This is a genomic window from Mesobacillus subterraneus, from assembly GCF_023715485.1.
GTDB lineage: Bacteria > Bacillota > Bacilli > Bacillales > Cytobacillaceae > Mesobacillus > Mesobacillus subterraneus_B.
The window spans coordinates 64,463-82,415 of record NZ_JAMBOF010000003.1; the positions used below are offsets into that span (position 1 = coordinate 64,463).

The following is a 17,953-nucleotide window of genomic DNA, read 5'->3' on the forward strand; positions in this document are numbered from 1 at the left end:
TCTTGACTTCGAGCTCTTTTCGAGGAGGTTTCTAAACAGGGATGTGTATTAAAACCCGTATCGGTTTGTGAAAGCAACAAAGTTTAAGGTAAGAGCTTTAAATATACAATTTAAAAACTTTGCTGATGGATTTATAATATGTCTAGTATTCGTTTTTAAATTATTTAGGGAGATTGGATATGAATCATTTCTGGGAAAATGAATTTGTGGTGACAGCTGGTTATTATAGTGTAGCGATTCTCTGCATGGTCGTATTCCTGGCTGTTTTCGAATTGGTCACGAAATACCGTAATTGGGATGAAATCAAGAAAGGCAATCTTTCAGTTGCAATGGCCACTGGAGGAAAAATATTCGGTGTAGCCAATATTTTTCGCCATTCCATCAGTCAGCATGATTCACTGCTAACAATGGTCAGCTGGGGAGTCTTCGGATTTGTCCTTCTTCTGATTGGCTATTTTATATTTGAATTCCTGACACCAAAATTCAACATCGATAACGAAATAGAAAACGACAACCGTGCTGTTGGACTAATATCCATGATTATCTCCATCGGGCTGTCCTATATCATCGGTGCAGGAATATAACAGGAGGATAGATCAGATGGAAACACTGGCAAAAATATTGCTGATTCTATGTGGAGTATTCCTGTTAGTCGGCTTTGTCTACATGATGTTCTTTACGTGAAAAACCGCCAATGGCGGTTTTTTTTTCGTATAGAGTGCCAGCTGCAATGAGCCTTCATTCTTAGATCCCCTATTAATTAGTCCTTAAAGCCTACAAAAAACTATTCTAATTGTCATAAAATGACCATTATATTATAATGAACAATAACAAAGAATTTTCAAAAAATTTTAAATAAGGGAGGTAACAAGATGGTGGAACATAAGCCATGGCTGTCGCAATATCCTCCGGAAATTCCTGCTCACTTAGATCTTCAGGCAGCAACGGTCCAGGATTATCTGAAGCAGACGGCAGAGAAGTTCCCGGATAAAGTCGCAATTCACTTTATGGGTAAGGAACTCACGTATAAGCAGGTATACAATTATGCGAAAAAATTGGCTGCTTATCTGCAAGCATTAGGAATTGAAAAAGGGGACAGGGTTGCAATCATGCTGCCTAATACTCCGCAATCGATCATCAGTTACTATGCAATTCTTATGGCTGGCGGGATTGTCGTCCAGACGAATCCTCTGTATATGGAACGAGAGCTTGAATACCAGATGAAGGACTCTGGCGCAAAAGCAATCATCACCTTGGATATTTTATTCCCGAGGGTTTCTAAAGTTATCGCGAACACGGATTTGGAGAATGTAATTGTAACCGCTATCAAGGACTATCTCCCTTTCCCTAAGAACCTTGTTTACCCTTTCATCCAGAAAAAACAATACGGGATCATTGTAAATGTTAAACATGAAGGCCAGAACCACCTTTACACTGAAATCATGAAAATGCCAGCTGGGAAAATTAAAGAATATGATTCTGATTTTGAAGAAGATTTGGCCCTTTTACAATATACGGGAGGGACAACGGGCTTCCCGAAAGGCGTAATGCTGACACATAAAAATCTTGTTGCAAACGCGGCGATGAGCAATGCGTGGCTGTATAAATGCAAGCCAGGCGAAGAAGTAGTACTTGGGATTCTCCCATTTTTTCATGTTTATGGCATGACGGCTGTATTGATTCTGTCCGTAATGCAAGGTTCGAAAATGGTCCTATTGCCAAAATTCGATCCTGAAACCACCCTAAAGACAATCCAGAAGCAGAAGCCTACATTGTTTCCAGGAGCACCAACGATTTATATCGGTTTGCTGAACCATCCTGACTTGAAAAAATATGACCTGTCTTCCATCGATTCCTGTATAAGCGGCTCAGCTCCTCTGCCTGTTGAGGTCCAGGAGAAGTTCGAAGAGATAACAGGAGGCAAGCTCGTTGAAGGTTATGGCCTTACTGAATCGTCACCAGTCACTCATGCGAATTTCCTCTGGGATAAAAAACGTGTGAAAGGAAGTATTGGAGTACCTTGGCCTGATACAGATTCAATCATCCTGTCAATGGAAACGGGTGAACCGCTGCCACCGGGAGAAATCGGAGAGATAGCAGTCAAAGGCCCGCAAGTAATGAAGGGATACTGGAACAGGCCGGAAGAAACAGAGCAAGTCCTTAAAGACGGCTGGCTGTTGACCGGTGATCTTGGTTATATGGATGAAGAAGGATATTTTTACATCGTCGACCGGAAAAAAGATATGATCATTGCCGGGGGCTTCAATATCTATCCTCGTGAAATCGAAGAGGTGCTTTACGAGCATCCAGCTGTACAGGAGGTTGTTGCTGCAGGCATACCGGATCCATACAGGGGTGAAACAGTAAAAGTTTATGTAGTGCTTAAGGAAGGCGCAAAAGTTACCGAAGAGGAACTAAATGAGTATTCAAGGAAACATCTTGCAGCCTATAAGGTTCCTAGACTATACGAATTCAGAAAAGAACTGCCAAAGACAGCAGTCGGAAAAATCCTGCGAAGAGCATTGGTGGACGAAGAAAAAGCGAAAAGACAGGAAGACGAACAGAAGCGAGCTTAATTTTGAAGCCGGCTCCTCAATCGGCTCTTTCTTTTTGGGATATAAGGGTTGTCCAAATGAAACACATTTCCTTGACAGAAATGTGAGTGAATACTATTATAAAATTATGAATGACGATTCATTCAGTAAAAAGTATTGCAGACTAAAATCGTAAACGGGAGTGTGCCACTGTAGCATTTAATGCTTGTGCTTTTCCTGGAGCGGGAGTGATAGAAATGAAGAAAAACAGGCCGAAATATATGCAAATAATCGACGCAGCAGTAGTCATTATCGCTGAAAACGGCTACCACCAGGCTCAAGTGTCTAAAATAGCGAAGCAGGCTGGAGTGGCCGATGGAACCATTTATTTGTATTTTAAGAATAAGGAAGACATACTTATTTCTCTGTTCCAGGAGAAGATGGGTTACTTTGTTGAAAATATCCAGGAAAAAATTGCAGGAAAAAAAACAGCAACAGAGAAATTATACATGTTGGTGGAAACGCATTTTAAGATGCTTTCCCAAGACCGGCATCTTGCAATTGTAACCCAGCTGGAACTAAGGCAGTCAAATAAGGATCTCCGGCATAAAATCAACGAGGTGCTGAAAGGCTACTTAATGCTGATTGACAAGATCATATTGGAAGGCATAGAGAATGGAGAGTTTTCGAACTCCCTCGATTTGCGTCTTGCAAGGCAGATGATTTTTGGGACAGTAGATGAAACTGTTACTTCATGGGTCATGAATGAACAGAAATACAATCTTCCAGACCTTGCAAAAGCGGTACACCAACTGCTGATCAATGGCTGTGGTAATCAGGACACCAAACCGGCCCTTTAATCAGTCTCTTTTCACAAAACGTAAATCTTCATTATGGATGGAGATTTATTGACCAATGGGGATTGGCTATGAAAAGAGAGCGTAATAAGGCTTGTTTCGTATGAAGGTGCTATGCTGACATACATACGAAATCTGCCTTCATGTAAAAGGAGGGGAAAATGTGGAGTATCTTAAATGGTCATCGGAGGACAGGATTGCAACGATTACGATTGCCCGTCCACCAGCGAATGCCCTTGCTTCCGGACTGCTGAAAGAACTTTCAGCAGTGCTCGATGAAATTGAGGGGAACGAGGAAATCAGGGTGGTTCTGATCCATGGAGAAGGAAGATTCTTCTCTGCGGGGGCAGATATCAAGGAATTCACCACAATTAAAACTGGCGAAGATTTTGCGAAACTCGCAGAGTATGGCCAGGACTTATTCGAACGCATGGAGTATTATCCAAAACCGATCATTGCTGCCATCCATGGCGCAGCTTTGGGAGGCGGATTGGAGCTTGCGATGGCTTGCCATTTCCGTCTTGTAGCTGAAAATGCTAAACTAGGCTTACCGGAACTGCAGCTTGGATTAATACCAGGTTTTGCAGGCAGCCAGCGACTTCCTCGATATGTAGGCGTTTCAAGAGCAGCGGAAATGCTGTTCACGAGCGATCCAATCACAGGTGTGGAAGCAGTTCAATACGGACTTGCCAACCATGCATACCCTGAAGAGGAGCTGCTTGAAAACGCATACAAGATGGCTAGTAAAATAGCAAAAAAGAGTCCTGTATCAATCGGGGCGGCTATTAAACTGCTAAATCATTCAAAGACAGATTCCTTTTATAAGGGAGTAAAGGAAGAAGCAAAGCTCTTCGGAGATGTCTTCCTGTCGGAGGATGGCCAAGAAGGAATCCAGGCCTTCCTCGAAAAGAGGACTCCTGATTTCAAAGGCAGATAAACAAACCTTTTAGCATCAATTTTTTTATCATAAATTTTTTTAATCTTTAGAACAGCTAAAATGTTTGAATACTTAGGAGGGGAACTAATGAATATCTACGTTCTAATGAAAAGGACATTTGATACAGAAGAAAAAATCGCGATTGCAAATGGAAAGATCAATGAGGATGGCGCAGAATTCATCATTAATCCATACGATGAGTATGCGATTGAAGAAGCGATCCAGGTAAGGGACGCTCAAGGCGGAGAGGTAACTGTTGTCTCAGTCGGCAACGAGGAAACTGAAAAGCAGCTGCGAACAGCGCTTGCAATGGGAGCAGACAAAGCAGTATTGATCAACATTGAGGATGACGTGGAAAATGGCGACCAGTTCACTACGGCGAAAATCCTTGCTGAATACCTGAAGGATAAAGATGCTGACTTGATTCTGGGAGGCAATGTCGCAATCGATGGCGGTTCTGGCCAGGTAGCACCTCGTGTCGCTGACCAGCTTGGCATTCCTTATGTTACTACCATTACGAAACTGGAAATCAATGGTTCAACTGCTACGATTACTAGAGATGTAGAAGGTGATTCCGAAGTCATTGAGACAAGCCTTCCGGTTCTTGTAACTGCACAGCAGGGCCTTAACGAGCCACGCTATCCGTCTCTTCCTGGAATCATGAAAGCGAAGAAAAAGCCGCTTGATGAGCTTGAGCTTGATGATCTAGATCTGGACGAAGACGATGTAGAAGCAAAAACTAAGACAATCGAAATTTATCTTCCTCCTAAAAAAGAGGCAGGAAAAGTCCTTCAAGGCGATTTAGCCGACCAGGTAAAGGAACTTGTCAACCTGCTTCATACAGAAGCGAAAGTCATTTAAGACATAAAAGGAAGAATAAATACGCAGGAGGTAAATCAAATGGCGAGAAAAGTATTAGTATTGGGAGAAGCGCGTGACGGATCACTTAGAAATGTTTCCTTTGAAGCTATTGCAGCAGCTAAGACAGTTGCTGAGGGCGGAGAAGTGGTCGGAGTATTGATTGGCGATTCTGTCAGTTCCTTAGGCAATGAACTTTATCATTATGGCGCTGACAAAGTTGTAGCGGTAGAAGATTCAAAGCTTGCGCAATATACACCAGATGGCTATTCACAAGCTTTGATGGCGGTAATTGAACAAGAAAACCCAGAAGGACTTGTATTTGGGCACACATCTTTAGGAAAAGACCTTGCGCCTAAAATCGCAAGCAAATTGGATTCCGGTCTAATCTCAGATGCGATTGGAGTTGAAGAAGCTGGCGGAAATCTAGTCTTCACACGTCCAATTTATTCAGGCAAGGCATTTGAGAAGAAGATTGTCACTGACGGCCTCGTTTTTGCGACTATCCGTCCAAACAACATCGCGCCGCTTCAAAAGGATGAAAGCAAATCCGGAGAAGTCGCAGCTGTTGCAGCTGAAATCAAGGATTTGAGAACGATCATAAAGGATGTAGTCCGTAAAGCGACTGAAGGCGTCGATCTTTCAGAAGCGAAGGTTGTCGTAGCTGGCGGCCGCGGAGTGAAAAGTGAAGATGGATTCGAGCCGCTTAAAGAGCTTGCGAATGTCCTTGGTGGAGCTGTAGGAGCTTCTCGTGGCGCTTGTGACGCTGACTACTGTGATTATTCATTGCAAATTGGCCAGACAGGAAAGGTCGTCACTCCTGATCTATATATCGCAGCCGGAATCTCGGGAGCAATCCAGCACCTTGCAGGTATGTCCAACTCTAAAGTCATTGTTGCGATCAATAAGGATCCGGAAGCCAATATCTTTAAAGTTGCCGACTATGGCATTGTTGGAGATTTATTCGAAGTCATTCCAATGCTTACTGAAGAGTTCAAGAAGCTTAAGGTAAATGCGTAATTGTAAAGCTCTATTGCATAGGAGCATGAAGCTAGTTTAATGCGGGAAAAACGGACGTCATATACGTCCGTTTTTTGTCGAATTAAATGACTATTTAAGGAATATTCACTAGTCAAAAGGGTAAATTACAACAAGAGCAAATAAATAGCATCATTTGGGAAACGATGATATACTGTCGTTATTATTCAGATTTATTAGGAGGCATTCAAATGGCAATTACACACGCTACTGACGCAAATTTTGAAAACGAAACAGGATCAGGTCTAGTTCTTGTAGACTTCTGGGCTCCTTGGTGCGGACCTTGTAAGATGATCGCTCCTGTTCTTGAAGAATTAGATGCAGAAATGGGCGACAAAGTGAAAATCGTTAAGCTTGATGTTGACGATAACCAGGAAACTGCAGCAAAACACGGCATCATGAGCATTCCAACTCTGCTTGTCCTTAAAGATGGACAACAGGTAGATAAAGTAGTTGGTTTCCAGCCTAAAGAAGCACTTGCTGGCAGACTTCAACAGCACATGTAATTCAAAATCCGCTCTCCCAACTTGGAGAGCGGATTTTTTTGTCTAAAATCTGGTTTTGAGGTTATTACTATTATCATCATGTTCATGAGTTTGCCATACTTTACTTTAATTATCCGTTGACATTGATAATCATTCTCTATTATACTATCCATAGTTAATGAAAATCATTATCAATTAAACTTATAATTTATCAAGTGAGGGGTACTTAAAATGAAAAAGAGAAATTTGAAAATAATATTTGCAAGTTTTTTAATGGCAAGCGCTGTGTTGGCAGGCTGTAATAGCGGCGGAGAAACTGCTCAGAAGCCTGAAGAGAAACAGCAGACAGAGACAAAAGATAAAGCAGAAGATCAAAAAGAAGAACCAAAGGAAGTTAAGGTTGAAGATACGGATGCTGGAAAACAGACAGTTGTTTTCAGTGAAATGAAATCTGAATTAGAAAAAGCAAAAGAAAACCAGGAAGTTAATTGGGACACTGTTCAACAGAAGTATGAAGCTGGACTTCAAAAGGATGTAGCTGAAACAAGCCCTGAATTTGACCAGGCGATCGAGGCTGCTATCGCTGCAGGTAAAGGCGGAGAACTAGAACCAATTCTTGCCGTTCAATTAATCGATAAAACGACTCAATCATATTTCTATCAAAACCAAAAAGCATTGCAAAAAGAAGCAGCAACAGCTCTTTCAGAAGGTAAAAAAGATGAAGCTAATCTTGCATTTATCCAAATTAAGCACCTTGCTGAATCAGTATTTATCCCAACAGCTGAAAAGCGAGATACCTATTACGAATTAAGTGGAGATTCTAGTCTTGTAGAAAATATCAATTCTGGTTTGACTGCCCAGGAAGAAGCTTTAAATGCTGATAATGCAGAAGATTTCCAAGTATACCTGCAGGTAACGGATAAATCGATTTACAGAAGCTATTATTTAGCAGCTAAGTCATATGGTGAAAAGATTGAAGCGGGAGCAAAAGAAGGAAAAGATGCGAAAGAATTATCTATCATGCAAGCGGAAGCTTGGGGATTCTTCCAGGCAATTAAAGGCTCTCTTGGCGGTGGAGATGAAGCTGCTGCTGCGGAGCTAGACAAGACCTTTACATTAAATGAAACTGATCCTGCAACTATCAAAGCATCAGAAACAAACGCTTTATTTGCTAAAGCAATTGCAGGAAAAATCAAAGGCTACTATGAAAAGGCACCACAATTACTTGCAGAAAACAATGCAGTTGAAGCAAAAGTAGGGGCTATGGAAGGAAACATGTTCCTGAAAATGCTGCAAGGACAACTAACTGAAAAATTAGGTGAAGAAAAAGCAAATATGGTCTTTGCTGACGCTGAAGCCTGGTTTAATGGAATTGCTGGCAACAAACCTGAAGAAGCGAAAGCAAAAGGTGAATCTGTGATCACTGCAGTTGATGGATTGCTTCAATAAAAAGAGAGAGCCGCAGCTATGCGGCTCTTCTTTTAGGTTAGAGATTCTCCTATATTAAAGGGCATATAAAGGCCTCTAACCCCAAGTAAATTGGATTCTCACCTTGTCGAATGGGTGACTTAAAGTAAGATACAATAACATTTATAAATAGTGCCTTATAGAAGAAGCTTTATAATAGATTTATTCTGAACTATGCTAAAATGGCTTGAGGAAAGAAAGAGGTGTTTACCGTGAAAATACTAATCACAGGGGGAGCGGGATTTATCGGGAGCCATTTTGCCGTAAAAATGCTCGAGGAACAGCAGGAAGTGTCGATTATTGATAATCTGCATCCTTATTATTCTCCTGAGAGAAAAAAGCAGCATCTCGAAGTAATAAAACAATCCGGCAATTTTGATTTCTATCAAGCTGATTTGCTTAATCGCGAAGAGACTATTGGTATTATAAAAAGAATATCTCCTGATGCTGTTGTACATTTAGCAGCATTACCGGGAGTTGCATACTCAATTCTCCGCCCACTGGAGTACATTGACTATGATGTGAAGGCCACTGTGAACGTGCTGGAAGGTGCTGGTCAGGCGGGCGTAAAACAAGTCATCTTTGCTTCATCTTCTTCAGTATATGGCAGTATGAGGAACATCCCATTTAAAGAAGAAATGGCAACAGGCAAACCTATTTCACCCTATGCAGCTTCTAAATATGCTGCCGAATCATTTTGCCATGTATACGGGCATCTGTACGGAATGGAAATGAAAATCCTGCGTTTTTTTACCGTTTTCGGGCCATGGGGCAGACCAGATATGGCAATCGCAAATTTCATCAAGAAATTGAAGAATGGGGAAGAGATAACGGTTTTTGGACAAGGTGGTTCACGTGATTATACATATGTTAGCGATATTGTGAATGGGATAAGCCTTGCTTTGCACAAGCTCCAGGGCAGCTCGATCATTAATATCGGTTCTGGCAGGCCGATTTCAATGGAGCAGCTGCTATACGAACTGAAAAGGTATTTTCCAGATATGAAGATTAGGCATGAGGGTGACCGAGCTGGTGATGTGGAAAGAACCTGGGCAGATCTATCACTTGCCAGGGAAATGCTTGGCTATGAACCAAAGGTGGATTTTAGCAAAGGGATTGAAGAAACGGTAGCCTGGGCTGATCAGTATGAAAAAATTCTTTAAGAAGTATTTCAGGAAGACTGTATCATCACTTCTTCTCGCCGCTTTTTTGATTTTGACTTTTTATTTTCTAGATCCTGGCAGCATGTTGAATGAAATCAAGATCCTGGCATCCCGGCCGGCTGTTATTTTGTTTATTTTAACAAGCTATTTTTTTGCTTTTTTAGCGAGAGGCATTGCCTGGAAAATCTATTTGAAAAATAAAACAAGCCTTAAAACGTGCATGTACGGCCTGTTCTACAGCCTTTTGCTTAACCACCTGCTGCCAGTGAAAGCAGGCGATTTTGCAAGAGTCGGCATCTTGAAAGCAAGGGAACCCCAAATCTCCTCACATGAAGCATTTAATTCAGTAATTGTATTGCGGATGCTGGATACAGCTATTTTGTTTGGCATGGCTTTCACGGGTCTTGCTTTTCTTGAACTTCCGATGAACGCAATGCTAATTGTATGGCTGGCTGCAGGTGCAGCAACAGTGGCGATATTTATTTCTTTTCGGTTCCGTTCCTTTTTTGACAGGCACATAACCATCATGAAAAAAGCTTTTTCAGGATGGAGTGGAGTTTATATCGTTGCTTTAACCTTTACAAGCTGGATTCTCGAAGCAGCAGTCGTATATGGGGTTATTTTAAATGGAGGAAGCGAGTTCAGTTTTATCCAAGCAATTTGGGTCAACAGCATCACGGTGGCTGGGCAGATTTTCCAAATCACTCCTGGTGCTATTGCCAGCTATGAAGCCGTCATGGTATTCGCTCTTGGGGCATCTGGGATTGCCGGGGAAAACGCATACTCCGCTGCAATCATTACCCATGGCTTGAAATATATATTTACATTTATTGTCGGCGGTGCGGCTTTTGCAGCTTACCCAGTACCGACGCATTTATTAAAGAAATGGACTAGAGAAAGGGGCAACGAGTAATGAAGAGTGCTTCTAAGTTTGAAAAATTCGCGGCCCGGAGCTGGAATTTACTTAATGAAGGAAAGCCTTTTACGCCAATTTTCACAGTTGGCACAATGGTATTGTTCCATCTCGGGGATTTGGACAGCACTGAAAGGACGTTGGATTTTTTCCTGGCGCTGCTGGCCATCCTTCCACTGCTTGTTATGTATTTTATTTATGATTTTCCGCTGTTTTTGAGAAACTATTTATGGATTCCTTTTATCGTTTTTATCGTCATTTGGCCTGATCTTAATATCGATCTGCTATTTTTTGCGGCTGGACTGTATTTTTTCTTTACAGTCTTTTTCTGGGGTACCCTTTATTACCATTTAAGGATTGGCACATCGTGGCTGAACTTCACACGATTTTGGAAGCTCGTCTTGAAAAACAGTGATTCAACAAGCGGAAATGCGCAGGAACAGCTGCCGAAAGTACTCTTGCTGTTATCAATCTGGGAATTTGTATACACAGCATTAACGGTAGATTCTGCAGTCCCTATAAGTGATTTAGCGATTTTTTATGGTTTCATTTTGATCTTTGCTTATGTTTTGCACCGCTACTTGTTCGATTGGAAGCCAAAAGCATATGAAAGCTATACTAAAAACGAAGGTCCCGAAGTTCCGGAAAATGGGTTGTCAGAAAAGGTCATTGTCATTGTAATTGATGGTATGAGGAAAGAACGTTTTTATGAGGCGAATACCCCCTACCTTGACCAATTGAAAGAAAACGGAACTGAGTACCTTAATATGGAGACCTTATATCCTGCACGGACTGTTGTTTGCTTTAGCTCAATGTTTACCGGGACTTACCCGTTTGAACACGGGATTAAATCGAATATGGTCTATAGGCTGGGCGTGAAGACAGAAACGATTTTTGACTCGCTGCGCAAAGTCGGAAAAAGAGGGAGGCTTCTTGGAATTGCTCATCTGGTCGATGCGATGGGCAGCGATGTGGAAACAGTGACGGCTGTCATGCATAAGGACAAAGCTGACCCCAATATGCTGGCAAAGGCAAGGAAAATCATGAAGGAGCAGGACCCTGACCTGTTTGTTGTCCAAATGATCGGAACCGACCAAGTGGGGCATAGCCGCGGTGTCCTTTATGACGACTATATTGAAAAAATAGAAGAAGCCGATGCTCTAATCAAGGAATTTGTCGAGTGGCTTGAAAGTGAAGGCAAAATGGAAAATACGACCCTTGTCATCTGTGCGGACCATGGGCAGGCCGACGGAATAGGCGGACATGGACATTTGGATGAAGGGGAGCGGTACGTGCCGTTCTTTATGCATGGGCCGCATATTTCCAAGGGAACTAAAGTTCAGGAAAAGCACAGCCTTGTATCGCTGGCACCGACAATTTCCTATTTGCTGGGTGCGCCATATCCAGGCAGCAGCCGGGGGAAAGTACTTATAGACGCTATAAATGTAGAGAAGGAAGAGAACTGAATTGAGTAAAGTAATTGTATTTTTACCAGCTTACAACGAAGAAGAATCAATCGGAGAAGTAATCGAAAACATTCCACGAAAATTTGCAGGTGCTGAACTTGTTGAGGTATTGGTGATTGATGACGGGTCGACAGACCGTACAGTAACAGAGGCAAGAAAAGCAGGAGCAGATCATATCATAAGCTTTGAAAAGAACCGCGGCCTTGGTGCCGCGGTAAGAAAAGGCATTGAAGAATGCTACAGTATGGGTGCTGATGTCGGTGTTATGATTGACGCAGATGGAGAATATCCGGCATGGCAAATTCCCGATTTGGTCAAGCCAATCCTGAATGGGGAAACAGATTATACAATGGGATCGCGCTTTATGGGCACAATAAGAGGAATGAAGTTTCATCGCAGGATGGGGAATTACTTCTTCACCTTTCTGCAAACATTGTTATTGAGAAAATGGCTATATGACGGCCAATCGGGAATGCGGGCATTTTCACGTCAGGTACTCAAGCATGCCGAAATCATTCATGACTATAATTATGCCCAAGTATTGACGCTGAATCTTGTCCGAAAAGGTTTCAGGGTGCTAGAAGTGCCAATCCAGTACCGTGTAAGGACGACGGGAACTTCCTTTATTTCATTCAAAAAATATATGACGAATGTCGTGCCAGCAGTCTTTCGCGAGGTGACCAGGCCGGTACCAAAAGTGGTTCAGGAAGAGAGAGTTCCCAACTTAAAAGCAGTAAAAATAGTGACAAAAAAGTGACGATTTTCAAATATGATTGACATAAATAATGATAATCATTATCATTATCATTGTAGGAGGGAAACAACGAATGAAAAAAGCCATATTTTTTTGTTTTTCACTGATATTGATTCTCATTAACGGCAATCCACAGCCTGCCAATGCCTATTCATATGGGGATCCAAATGAAGAAAAGGTTGCGGAGGTCTACAAGGAAATGCAGTTGAAGCTGGATGAGAACCCTCCAAACTTCTCGGCAGCCAAGTCCCTGTTCGAAACGGTCAAAGAAGAAATTGACATGCACATGGGAAAAGAGCCTGGGGAAGTCATTATGAAGAGTTTGAATGATGAAGATAAGGAAGCAACACTCGAAAATATGGAGAAACTCCTTGTTTTGAATATTGCGAGAAGGCTTGAAAGCATTGAAAAGAATTTCGAGGAATATGACACTTCTAAAAAACTCCTCGCAAAAGGATTTGCTACATATCAAGCTCTATCGTCAAAGGTTGAGGCAGAAAACCCCGAAGCTGACAAACAAATTAAATCTGACTTTGATGCAGCACTGGCGGCATTAGGAAACCCTGGACTTTTTGGAGTTGGAAAGAAGCCATCTGACATTGAAGCTTTTAAAAATAATAAAGAAGAAATCCTGAAATCTTTGCAAAAGGAATTTAATCTTGCCAGCCTGGAAGTAGGCCACTTTACAGAAAGTGCAACTGAAGAAGAAGGCACTGGAAAAAAAGACTGGACAGACTTATCTAATGTCCGCAACTGGATTCCGCTGATCCTGATTGTTGGAGTCATTGCGGCAGTAGTATTCATTGGAATTAGAAAAAGAAGAGCATAAAATTTTGATGACACCTTGGAGAGGGGAGAATCAGCAATGGAAATTCAAGCATTATTGATTACTTTTCGTGAAGTATTGGAAGCGTTATTAATCATCGGAATCATCACAACATACTTAAAGAGGATGGATAACTCTAAGTATACGAAATATGTTTGGCTTGGCGCGGGCCTTGCCGTTCTAGCAAGTATTGGGGTGGCAATCCTGTTCCAAGTAGTGTTCACCGGATTTGCAGCAATGGGCAGTGAGATTTACCTGAAAATCGGCATCATGATCGTGTCGACCGTGCTCTTGACCCAGATGGTATTCTGGATGGCCAGCCACAGCAAGGACCTTAAGGGCAATATGGAAGGGAAAATGAAAAAGTTCATTTCCACTGGAAATATTGTCGGCATGGTCATTCACTCATTCCTTGTAGTATTGCGCGAAGGTATTGAAACTGTATTCTTCTTTGCTGCCATCACTGGCGGAAACATTGGTGCTGCGATGCAGGGCTGGGGAGCGATTACAGGAACACTAATTGCTGTAGTCGTGTCTTACATGTTCTTTAAAGGTACAATGAAAGTTAAGCTTAAGACATTCTTCCAAATCACAGGCGCTTTCATCATTCTGATCTCAGCTGGATTGCTTGTACAGGCGATTTCGATGATGCAGGATGTGAATTTGATTGGCAGTGTAATGTACCATGTTTACGATATTACATGGCTCCTGCCGGAACACCCGATTGATTATGCGCATTATCTTCGAGACAACGGTGTCGCACCGCTAATCTCAGGTGATGTAGGCATCTTTCTGAAGGCGTTGTTCGGATATTCATCCATGCCATCAATCGAAGAAGTCATTGCCTATATCGGCTACTTTGCAGCCATCTTCCTGCTGACCTCCTCACGCAGCCCTAAGAAAGAAAAGGCTGCAGAAAACAAACCAGCAGAAAACAAGCAAGTAAATGTACTGAATCCACAAGTAAAATAGATACGAAAAATAGCTTATAATGCGCTATCCTCTCTCCAGAAAAAGTACAGGGATTTCCTTGTACTTTTTTCATACGTTAAAAAGTTAGTTGGTGAAGAATTGATGACTTCCGAAAAATCAAAAAGAGCAATTATTATAGGCGTGAGCTCGATTGCGGTCCTATACGTATTCGCATCACAGCTGATGTCACTCAATCCCTTTGTGTCCTCATGGGATATGGTTGATTTTTCGCTGGCGCTGGACAGGTATGACATTAGAGCGATGCAGCCGCATTTCCCAGGATATCCTTATTTTATACTGGGGGGAATGCTCACGGGGATTCTGACGGAGACCCCCAATCAGGCATTAGTTCTTTTTAATGTTTTAGTGTATGCCAGTGCGATTCTGCCGGTGTATCTTCTCGCCTCAAAAATAATATCAAGGCCGCATGCTTTTTTGGTGGCGGCAGTGATATATACTGCGAGCTACCCATTGATCATCGTTAATCAGCCGATGTCCGAGGGAGCTGCTCTTGCAGCTTTCTGGTGGTATTTCTGGAGTATCGCTGCATCTGTGGATAGGCCTGCAGGCAAATGGATGCTGCTGCCATTATTTTTATTCAGTGTGCTGCTGGGAATCCGGCTTAGCTATATTCCGATGGGAGTCGGATTGATTTTCCTTTTGTATAAAAAATGGAACCACAAACAAATTGATGCCCTTGGTCTTGTAAAGTATGTCCTTATAGCTGGATTGTCTCAGATGATCTGGCTTGGTGCACTGATCGTGACTGAAGGGGGCATCATGAATTTCTTTGACCTTGCCTTTGGATTCACGGGCGGCCATTTTCAGGAATGGGGCGGCACTACTGCATCGAATGATTTATCCATTATTGCCAGGGTGAAAACATTTTTGTTTACCAACATTTTGTGGTGGGGAATATTTTCAAGAACGACTGTTTTGATGGTATTATATATAGTTATCGGCATCTTTCTTTTTCTGCCTGCAGCCAACGACAAATCATATAAAAATAGCACCTTTCTTTTAGGTGCTTTTATGATGGGCGCATACGGTCTATGGGCGTTGTTTGCCCAGAATATCGATAAGCCGCGGCATATCCTGCCGCTGGCATTGATCCTGATTTTTCTCGTTTTGGCAGTTTTTTTTCAAAGGAAAAATACGATTTATTCCAGCCTGCTCATCCTGTTGCTCATAATTGCCCAGGCAATCGTTTCTTCAAATATTGTAAAAAAACAGGCTTCTGAAGAGCCGGCAGTCTATCAGCTTGCGCATTTTCTGGAGCAGCAGCAAGAAGAGTTTGTTTTATATACCTGGGAAGAGACAAGGGTGCTTCAGTATCTTAAAATGCCTTATCCACATAAAAGAGTGTATACCTACAATGTCTTTCTGCATGACCAGGGTTTATATAAGGGAAAGACCATTTATTTGACAGACAGTGTGGCCGAGGGGTTCCGGTCTCAAGGAGCCGACATCAGCAAAAAGATCGAGAAAGTAAAGGTTTTCGATTCTTATAAAATATTTGATCCAGTCTATCACGAAATTATCTTATATAAATGGACACCGTAACAGGAGGTGAACGACATGAATGATCAGATCAAGAATAAGCTTGCTCTTCTTCCGGCCCAGCCAGGATGTTATTTAATGAAAGACCGACAAGGGACAATTATATATGTAGGAAAAGCGAAAGTGCTGAAAAACCGGGTTCGCTCCTACTTTACCGGTTCGCATGATGGGAAGACTCTGCGCCTCGTAAATGAAATAGAAGATTTCGAGTATATTGTCACTTCCTCCGATATGGAAGCCCTGGTTCTGGAAATCAATCTGATCAAGAAATATGATCCTAAGTATAATATCATGCTCAAGGACGATAAAAGCTACCCGTTCATCAAACTGACAGCCGAGCGTCATCCTAAGCTGATCATTACGCGCAAGGTGAAAAAAGACAGCGGTAAATACTTTGGCCCATATCCGAATGTACAGGCTGCCAATGAGACGAAGAAACTGCTGGACAGGATTTATCCGCTCAGGAAATGCTCTACACTTCCTGACCGCGTCTGCCTTTATTACCATATGGGCCAGTGTCTCGCTCCGTGTGTCAAGGATGTAAGCAAGGAAGAGTACAAGCAGATCACGGATGAGATTACCCGCTTTCTGAATGGCGGCTTCAAAGATATCAAATTGGACTTAACCGCCAAGATGGCCGCCGCAGCGGAGGAGCTTGATTTCGAACGGGCGAAGGAATTCCGTGACAAGATTGCTCATATTGAAGCAACGATGGAAAAGCAGAAGATGACAACCACTGATTTTACCGACAGAGATGTCTTTGGTTATGCGGTGGATAAGGGATGGATGTGCGTACAGGTCTTTTTCATCCGCCAGGGAAAATTGATAGAGCGCGAGGTTTCGATGTTCCCGATCCACAATGAACCGGAAGAAGATATTCTGACCTACCTGGGACAATTTTACTCGAAGAATGAGCATTTCAAGCCTAAGGAAGTGCTGGTGCCGGTTGGCGTGAATACGGAAATGGCCGAGGCGCTGCTTGAGGTAAAAGTTTTGCAGCCCCAGCGTGGGCAGAAAAAAGAGCTTGTCCGCCTGGCGTCAAAGAATGCCGGTATCGCCTTGACTGAGAAGTTTTCACTTATTGAACGCGATGAAGAACGGACAATCAATGCGGTTGAAAACCTCGGGCAGCAAATGGGTATTTATACTCCTCATCGGATTGAGTCCTTCGATAACTCGAATATCCAGGGCACTGACCCTGTATCGGCGATGATTGTTTTTATTGACGGCAAGCCCGAAAAAAGGGAATACCGCAAGTATAAAATCAAGTCGGTGAAAGGGCCCGACGATTATGAATCGATGAGGGAAGTAGTAAGGCGGAGGTATACCAGGGTGCTGAAAGAAGGACTGCCCCTGCCTGATTTGATTATTATCGATGGCGGAAAGGGACATATCGAATCAGCCCGGGACGTGCTTGAGAATGAACTCGGGCTCGACATCCCGATTGCTGGCCTGGCAAAGGATGAAAAGCACAGGACATCCCAGCTGTTATACGGAAATCCCCTTCAGGTGATCAGCCTGCCAAGGAACAGCCAGGAGTTTTACCTGCTGCAAAGGATCCAGGATGAAGTCCACCGCTTCGCAATTACCTTCCATCGACAGCTGAGGGGGAAAAGTGCTTTCCAATCCTTGCTGGATGATATACCGGGAATTGGTGAGAAACGCAAAAAAGCTTTATTGAAGCATTTTGGATCTGTGAAAAAAATGAGGGAAGCAACTCTTGAAGAACTGACAGAATCGGGACTGCCCGCAATTGTCGCTCAAGAGCTTTATAATATATTGCAGAATTAATGATAGCTATCTAGATTTTAGTATGCTATAATAAGAAAAAAATTTCATATAGCTATCACTTTAGAGCATTAAAGTGAAGATAGAGGTGCAAACTTCAAGAGTAAAAGCCTGGAGAATTATAGGATTCAGCGATGGGCTTTGAAAGGGGATGTTTGCCGAAGTGGGGAAATGCCTATCCATTTTCTCGCTGGTCCTTCGTTGAATAAACGCAGGATTGTCAAGATTGCCATCTTGGAGTGCTATCTCATGTTGCAGCGTATATACACGTTTATCAAGCAATGGGAGACACTCTCATTGCTTTTTCTGTTTTTTAAGGGCTTTTTATTGCATGA

The 17,953-nt window shown here is 42.5% G+C and carries 16 protein-coding genes and 1 riboswitch; all 16 genes read left to right on the plus strand.

Annotation, left to right across the window (positions count from 1 at the left end; all coding sequences use genetic code 11):
* The first annotated feature begins 179 nt into the window (after window positions 1–179).
* The 16 genes from M3204_RS05010 to uvrC all read left to right on the plus strand — a co-directional run bounded on the left by M3204_RS05010 (window position 180) and on the right by uvrC (window position 17,621).
* The gene (locus M3204_RS05010; RefSeq protein WP_251479195.1) at window positions 180–584 is read left to right on the plus strand and encodes a DUF350 domain-containing protein; all 405 of its coding nucleotides are present in this window, start codon (window positions 180–182) and stop codon (window positions 582–584) included.
* 288 nt (window positions 585–872) lie between these two features.
* Window positions 873–2,576: a long-chain-fatty-acid--CoA ligase gene (locus M3204_RS05015; RefSeq protein ID WP_251479197.1), complete on the plus strand. Its 1,704-nt coding sequence runs from the start codon at window positions 873–875 to the stop codon at window positions 2,574–2,576.
* A gap of 215 nt (window positions 2,577–2,791) precedes the next feature.
* Window positions 2,792–3,394, plus strand: a complete 603-nt coding sequence (locus M3204_RS05020) for a TetR/AcrR family transcriptional regulator (RefSeq protein ID WP_251479199.1) — start codon at window positions 2,792–2,794, stop codon at window positions 3,392–3,394.
* 160 nt (window positions 3,395–3,554) lie between these two features.
* Window positions 3,555–4,328, plus strand: a complete 774-nt coding sequence (locus M3204_RS05025; RefSeq protein WP_251479200.1) for an enoyl-CoA hydratase — start codon at window positions 3,555–3,557, stop codon at window positions 4,326–4,328.
* 87 nt (window positions 4,329–4,415) lie between these two features.
* Complete coding sequence (locus M3204_RS05030; RefSeq protein ID WP_251479201.1) at window positions 4,416–5,189, plus strand: electron transfer flavoprotein subunit beta/FixA family protein; 774 nt, start codon at window positions 4,416–4,418, stop codon at window positions 5,187–5,189.
* A gap of 39 nt (window positions 5,190–5,228) precedes the next feature.
* Window positions 5,229–6,206 (plus strand): electron transfer flavoprotein subunit alpha/FixB family protein, encoded by a 978-nt coding sequence (locus M3204_RS05035; RefSeq protein WP_251479202.1) that lies wholly within the window; start codon window positions 5,229–5,231, stop codon window positions 6,204–6,206.
* 209 nt (window positions 6,207–6,415) lie between these two features.
* Window positions 6,416–6,730: a thioredoxin gene (gene trxA, locus M3204_RS05040; RefSeq protein WP_251479203.1), complete on the plus strand. Its 315-nt coding sequence runs from the start codon at window positions 6,416–6,418 to the stop codon at window positions 6,728–6,730.
* A gap of 210 nt (window positions 6,731–6,940) precedes the next feature.
* Window positions 6,941–8,158 carry a hypothetical protein gene (locus M3204_RS05045; RefSeq protein WP_251479205.1) on the plus strand — a complete coding sequence of 406 codons (1,218 nt, stop codon included), beginning with the start codon at window positions 6,941–6,943 and terminating at the stop codon, window positions 8,156–8,158.
* Window positions 8,159–8,388: 230 nt separating this feature from the next.
* A complete protein-coding gene (locus M3204_RS05050) occupies window positions 8,389–9,339 on the plus strand; it encodes an NAD-dependent epimerase/dehydratase family protein (RefSeq protein ID WP_251479207.1) in 951 nt (316 codons plus the stop codon).
* A complete protein-coding gene (locus M3204_RS05055; RefSeq protein WP_251479209.1) occupies window positions 9,323–10,252 on the plus strand; it encodes a lysylphosphatidylglycerol synthase transmembrane domain-containing protein in 930 nt (309 codons plus the stop codon). The genes M3204_RS05050 and M3204_RS05055 overlap by 17 nt, the downstream gene beginning before the upstream one ends.
* A complete protein-coding gene (locus M3204_RS05060; RefSeq protein WP_251479211.1) occupies window positions 10,252–11,718 on the plus strand; it encodes an alkaline phosphatase family protein in 1,467 nt (488 codons plus the stop codon). Before M3204_RS05055 ends, M3204_RS05060 begins: the two co-directional genes overlap by 1 nt.
* A 1-nt stretch (window position 11,719) precedes the next feature.
* Entirely contained in the window at window positions 11,720–12,475 is a 756-nt protein-coding gene (locus tag M3204_RS05065) for a glycosyltransferase family 2 protein (RefSeq protein WP_251479213.1), read from the plus strand.
* 70 nt (window positions 12,476–12,545) lie between these two features.
* The gene (locus tag M3204_RS05070) at window positions 12,546–13,301 is read left to right on the plus strand and encodes a hypothetical protein (protein WP_251479215.1); all 756 of its coding nucleotides are present in this window, start codon (window positions 12,546–12,548) and stop codon (window positions 13,299–13,301) included.
* 36 nt (window positions 13,302–13,337) lie between these two features.
* Window positions 13,338–14,270, plus strand: coding sequence for an FTR1 family iron permease (locus tag M3204_RS05075; RefSeq protein WP_251479217.1), 933 nt, complete (start codon window positions 13,338–13,340; stop codon window positions 14,268–14,270).
* A 102-nt stretch (window positions 14,271–14,372) separates the two neighbouring features.
* Complete coding sequence (locus M3204_RS05080; protein WP_251479219.1) at window positions 14,373–15,833, plus strand: hypothetical protein; 1,461 nt, start codon at window positions 14,373–14,375, stop codon at window positions 15,831–15,833.
* Between the two features lie 15 nt (window positions 15,834–15,848).
* Window positions 15,849–17,621: an excinuclease ABC subunit UvrC gene (uvrC, locus tag M3204_RS05085; RefSeq protein WP_251479221.1), complete on the plus strand. Its 1,773-nt coding sequence runs from the start codon at window positions 15,849–15,851 to the stop codon at window positions 17,619–17,621.
* A gap of 72 nt (window positions 17,622–17,693) precedes the next feature.
* A riboswitch (Lysine riboswitch) is annotated at window positions 17,694–17,871 on the plus strand.
* The last annotated feature ends 82 nt before the right edge of the window (window positions 17,872–17,953 follow it).

Bases quoted from the DNA above. Each gene is read 5' to 3' on its own strand.
- trxA (WP_251479203.1), top strand. From the start codon at position 6,416: ATGGCAATTACACACGCTACTGACGCAAATTTTGAAAACGAAACAGGA.
- M3204_RS05035 (WP_251479202.1), top strand. From the start codon at position 5,229: ATGGCGAGAAAAGTATTAGTATTGGGAGAAGCGCGTGACGGATCACTT.
- M3204_RS05080 (WP_251479219.1), top strand. From the start codon at position 14,373: ATGACTTCCGAAAAATCAAAAAGAGCAATTATTATAGGCGTGAGCTCG.
- M3204_RS05045 (WP_251479205.1), top strand. From the start codon at position 6,941: ATGAAAAAGAGAAATTTGAAAATAATATTTGCAAGTTTTTTAATGGCA.
- M3204_RS05010 (WP_251479195.1), top strand. From the start codon at position 180: ATGAATCATTTCTGGGAAAATGAATTTGTGGTGACAGCTGGTTATTAT.
- M3204_RS05060 (WP_251479211.1), top strand. From the start codon at position 10,252: ATGAAGAGTGCTTCTAAGTTTGAAAAATTCGCGGCCCGGAGCTGGAAT.
- M3204_RS05030 (WP_251479201.1), top strand. From the start codon at position 4,416: ATGAATATCTACGTTCTAATGAAAAGGACATTTGATACAGAAGAAAAA.
- M3204_RS05075 (WP_251479217.1), top strand. From the start codon at position 13,338: ATGGAAATTCAAGCATTATTGATTACTTTTCGTGAAGTATTGGAAGCG.
- M3204_RS05020 (WP_251479199.1), top strand. From the start codon at position 2,792: ATGAAGAAAAACAGGCCGAAATATATGCAAATAATCGACGCAGCAGTA.
- M3204_RS05055 (WP_251479209.1), top strand. From the start codon at position 9,323: ATGAAAAAATTCTTTAAGAAGTATTTCAGGAAGACTGTATCATCACTT.
- M3204_RS05070 (WP_251479215.1), top strand. From the start codon at position 12,546: ATGAAAAAAGCCATATTTTTTTGTTTTTCACTGATATTGATTCTCATT.
- M3204_RS05015 (WP_251479197.1), top strand. From the start codon at position 873: ATGGTGGAACATAAGCCATGGCTGTCGCAATATCCTCCGGAAATTCCT.
- uvrC (WP_251479221.1), top strand. From the start codon at position 15,849: ATGAATGATCAGATCAAGAATAAGCTTGCTCTTCTTCCGGCCCAGCCA.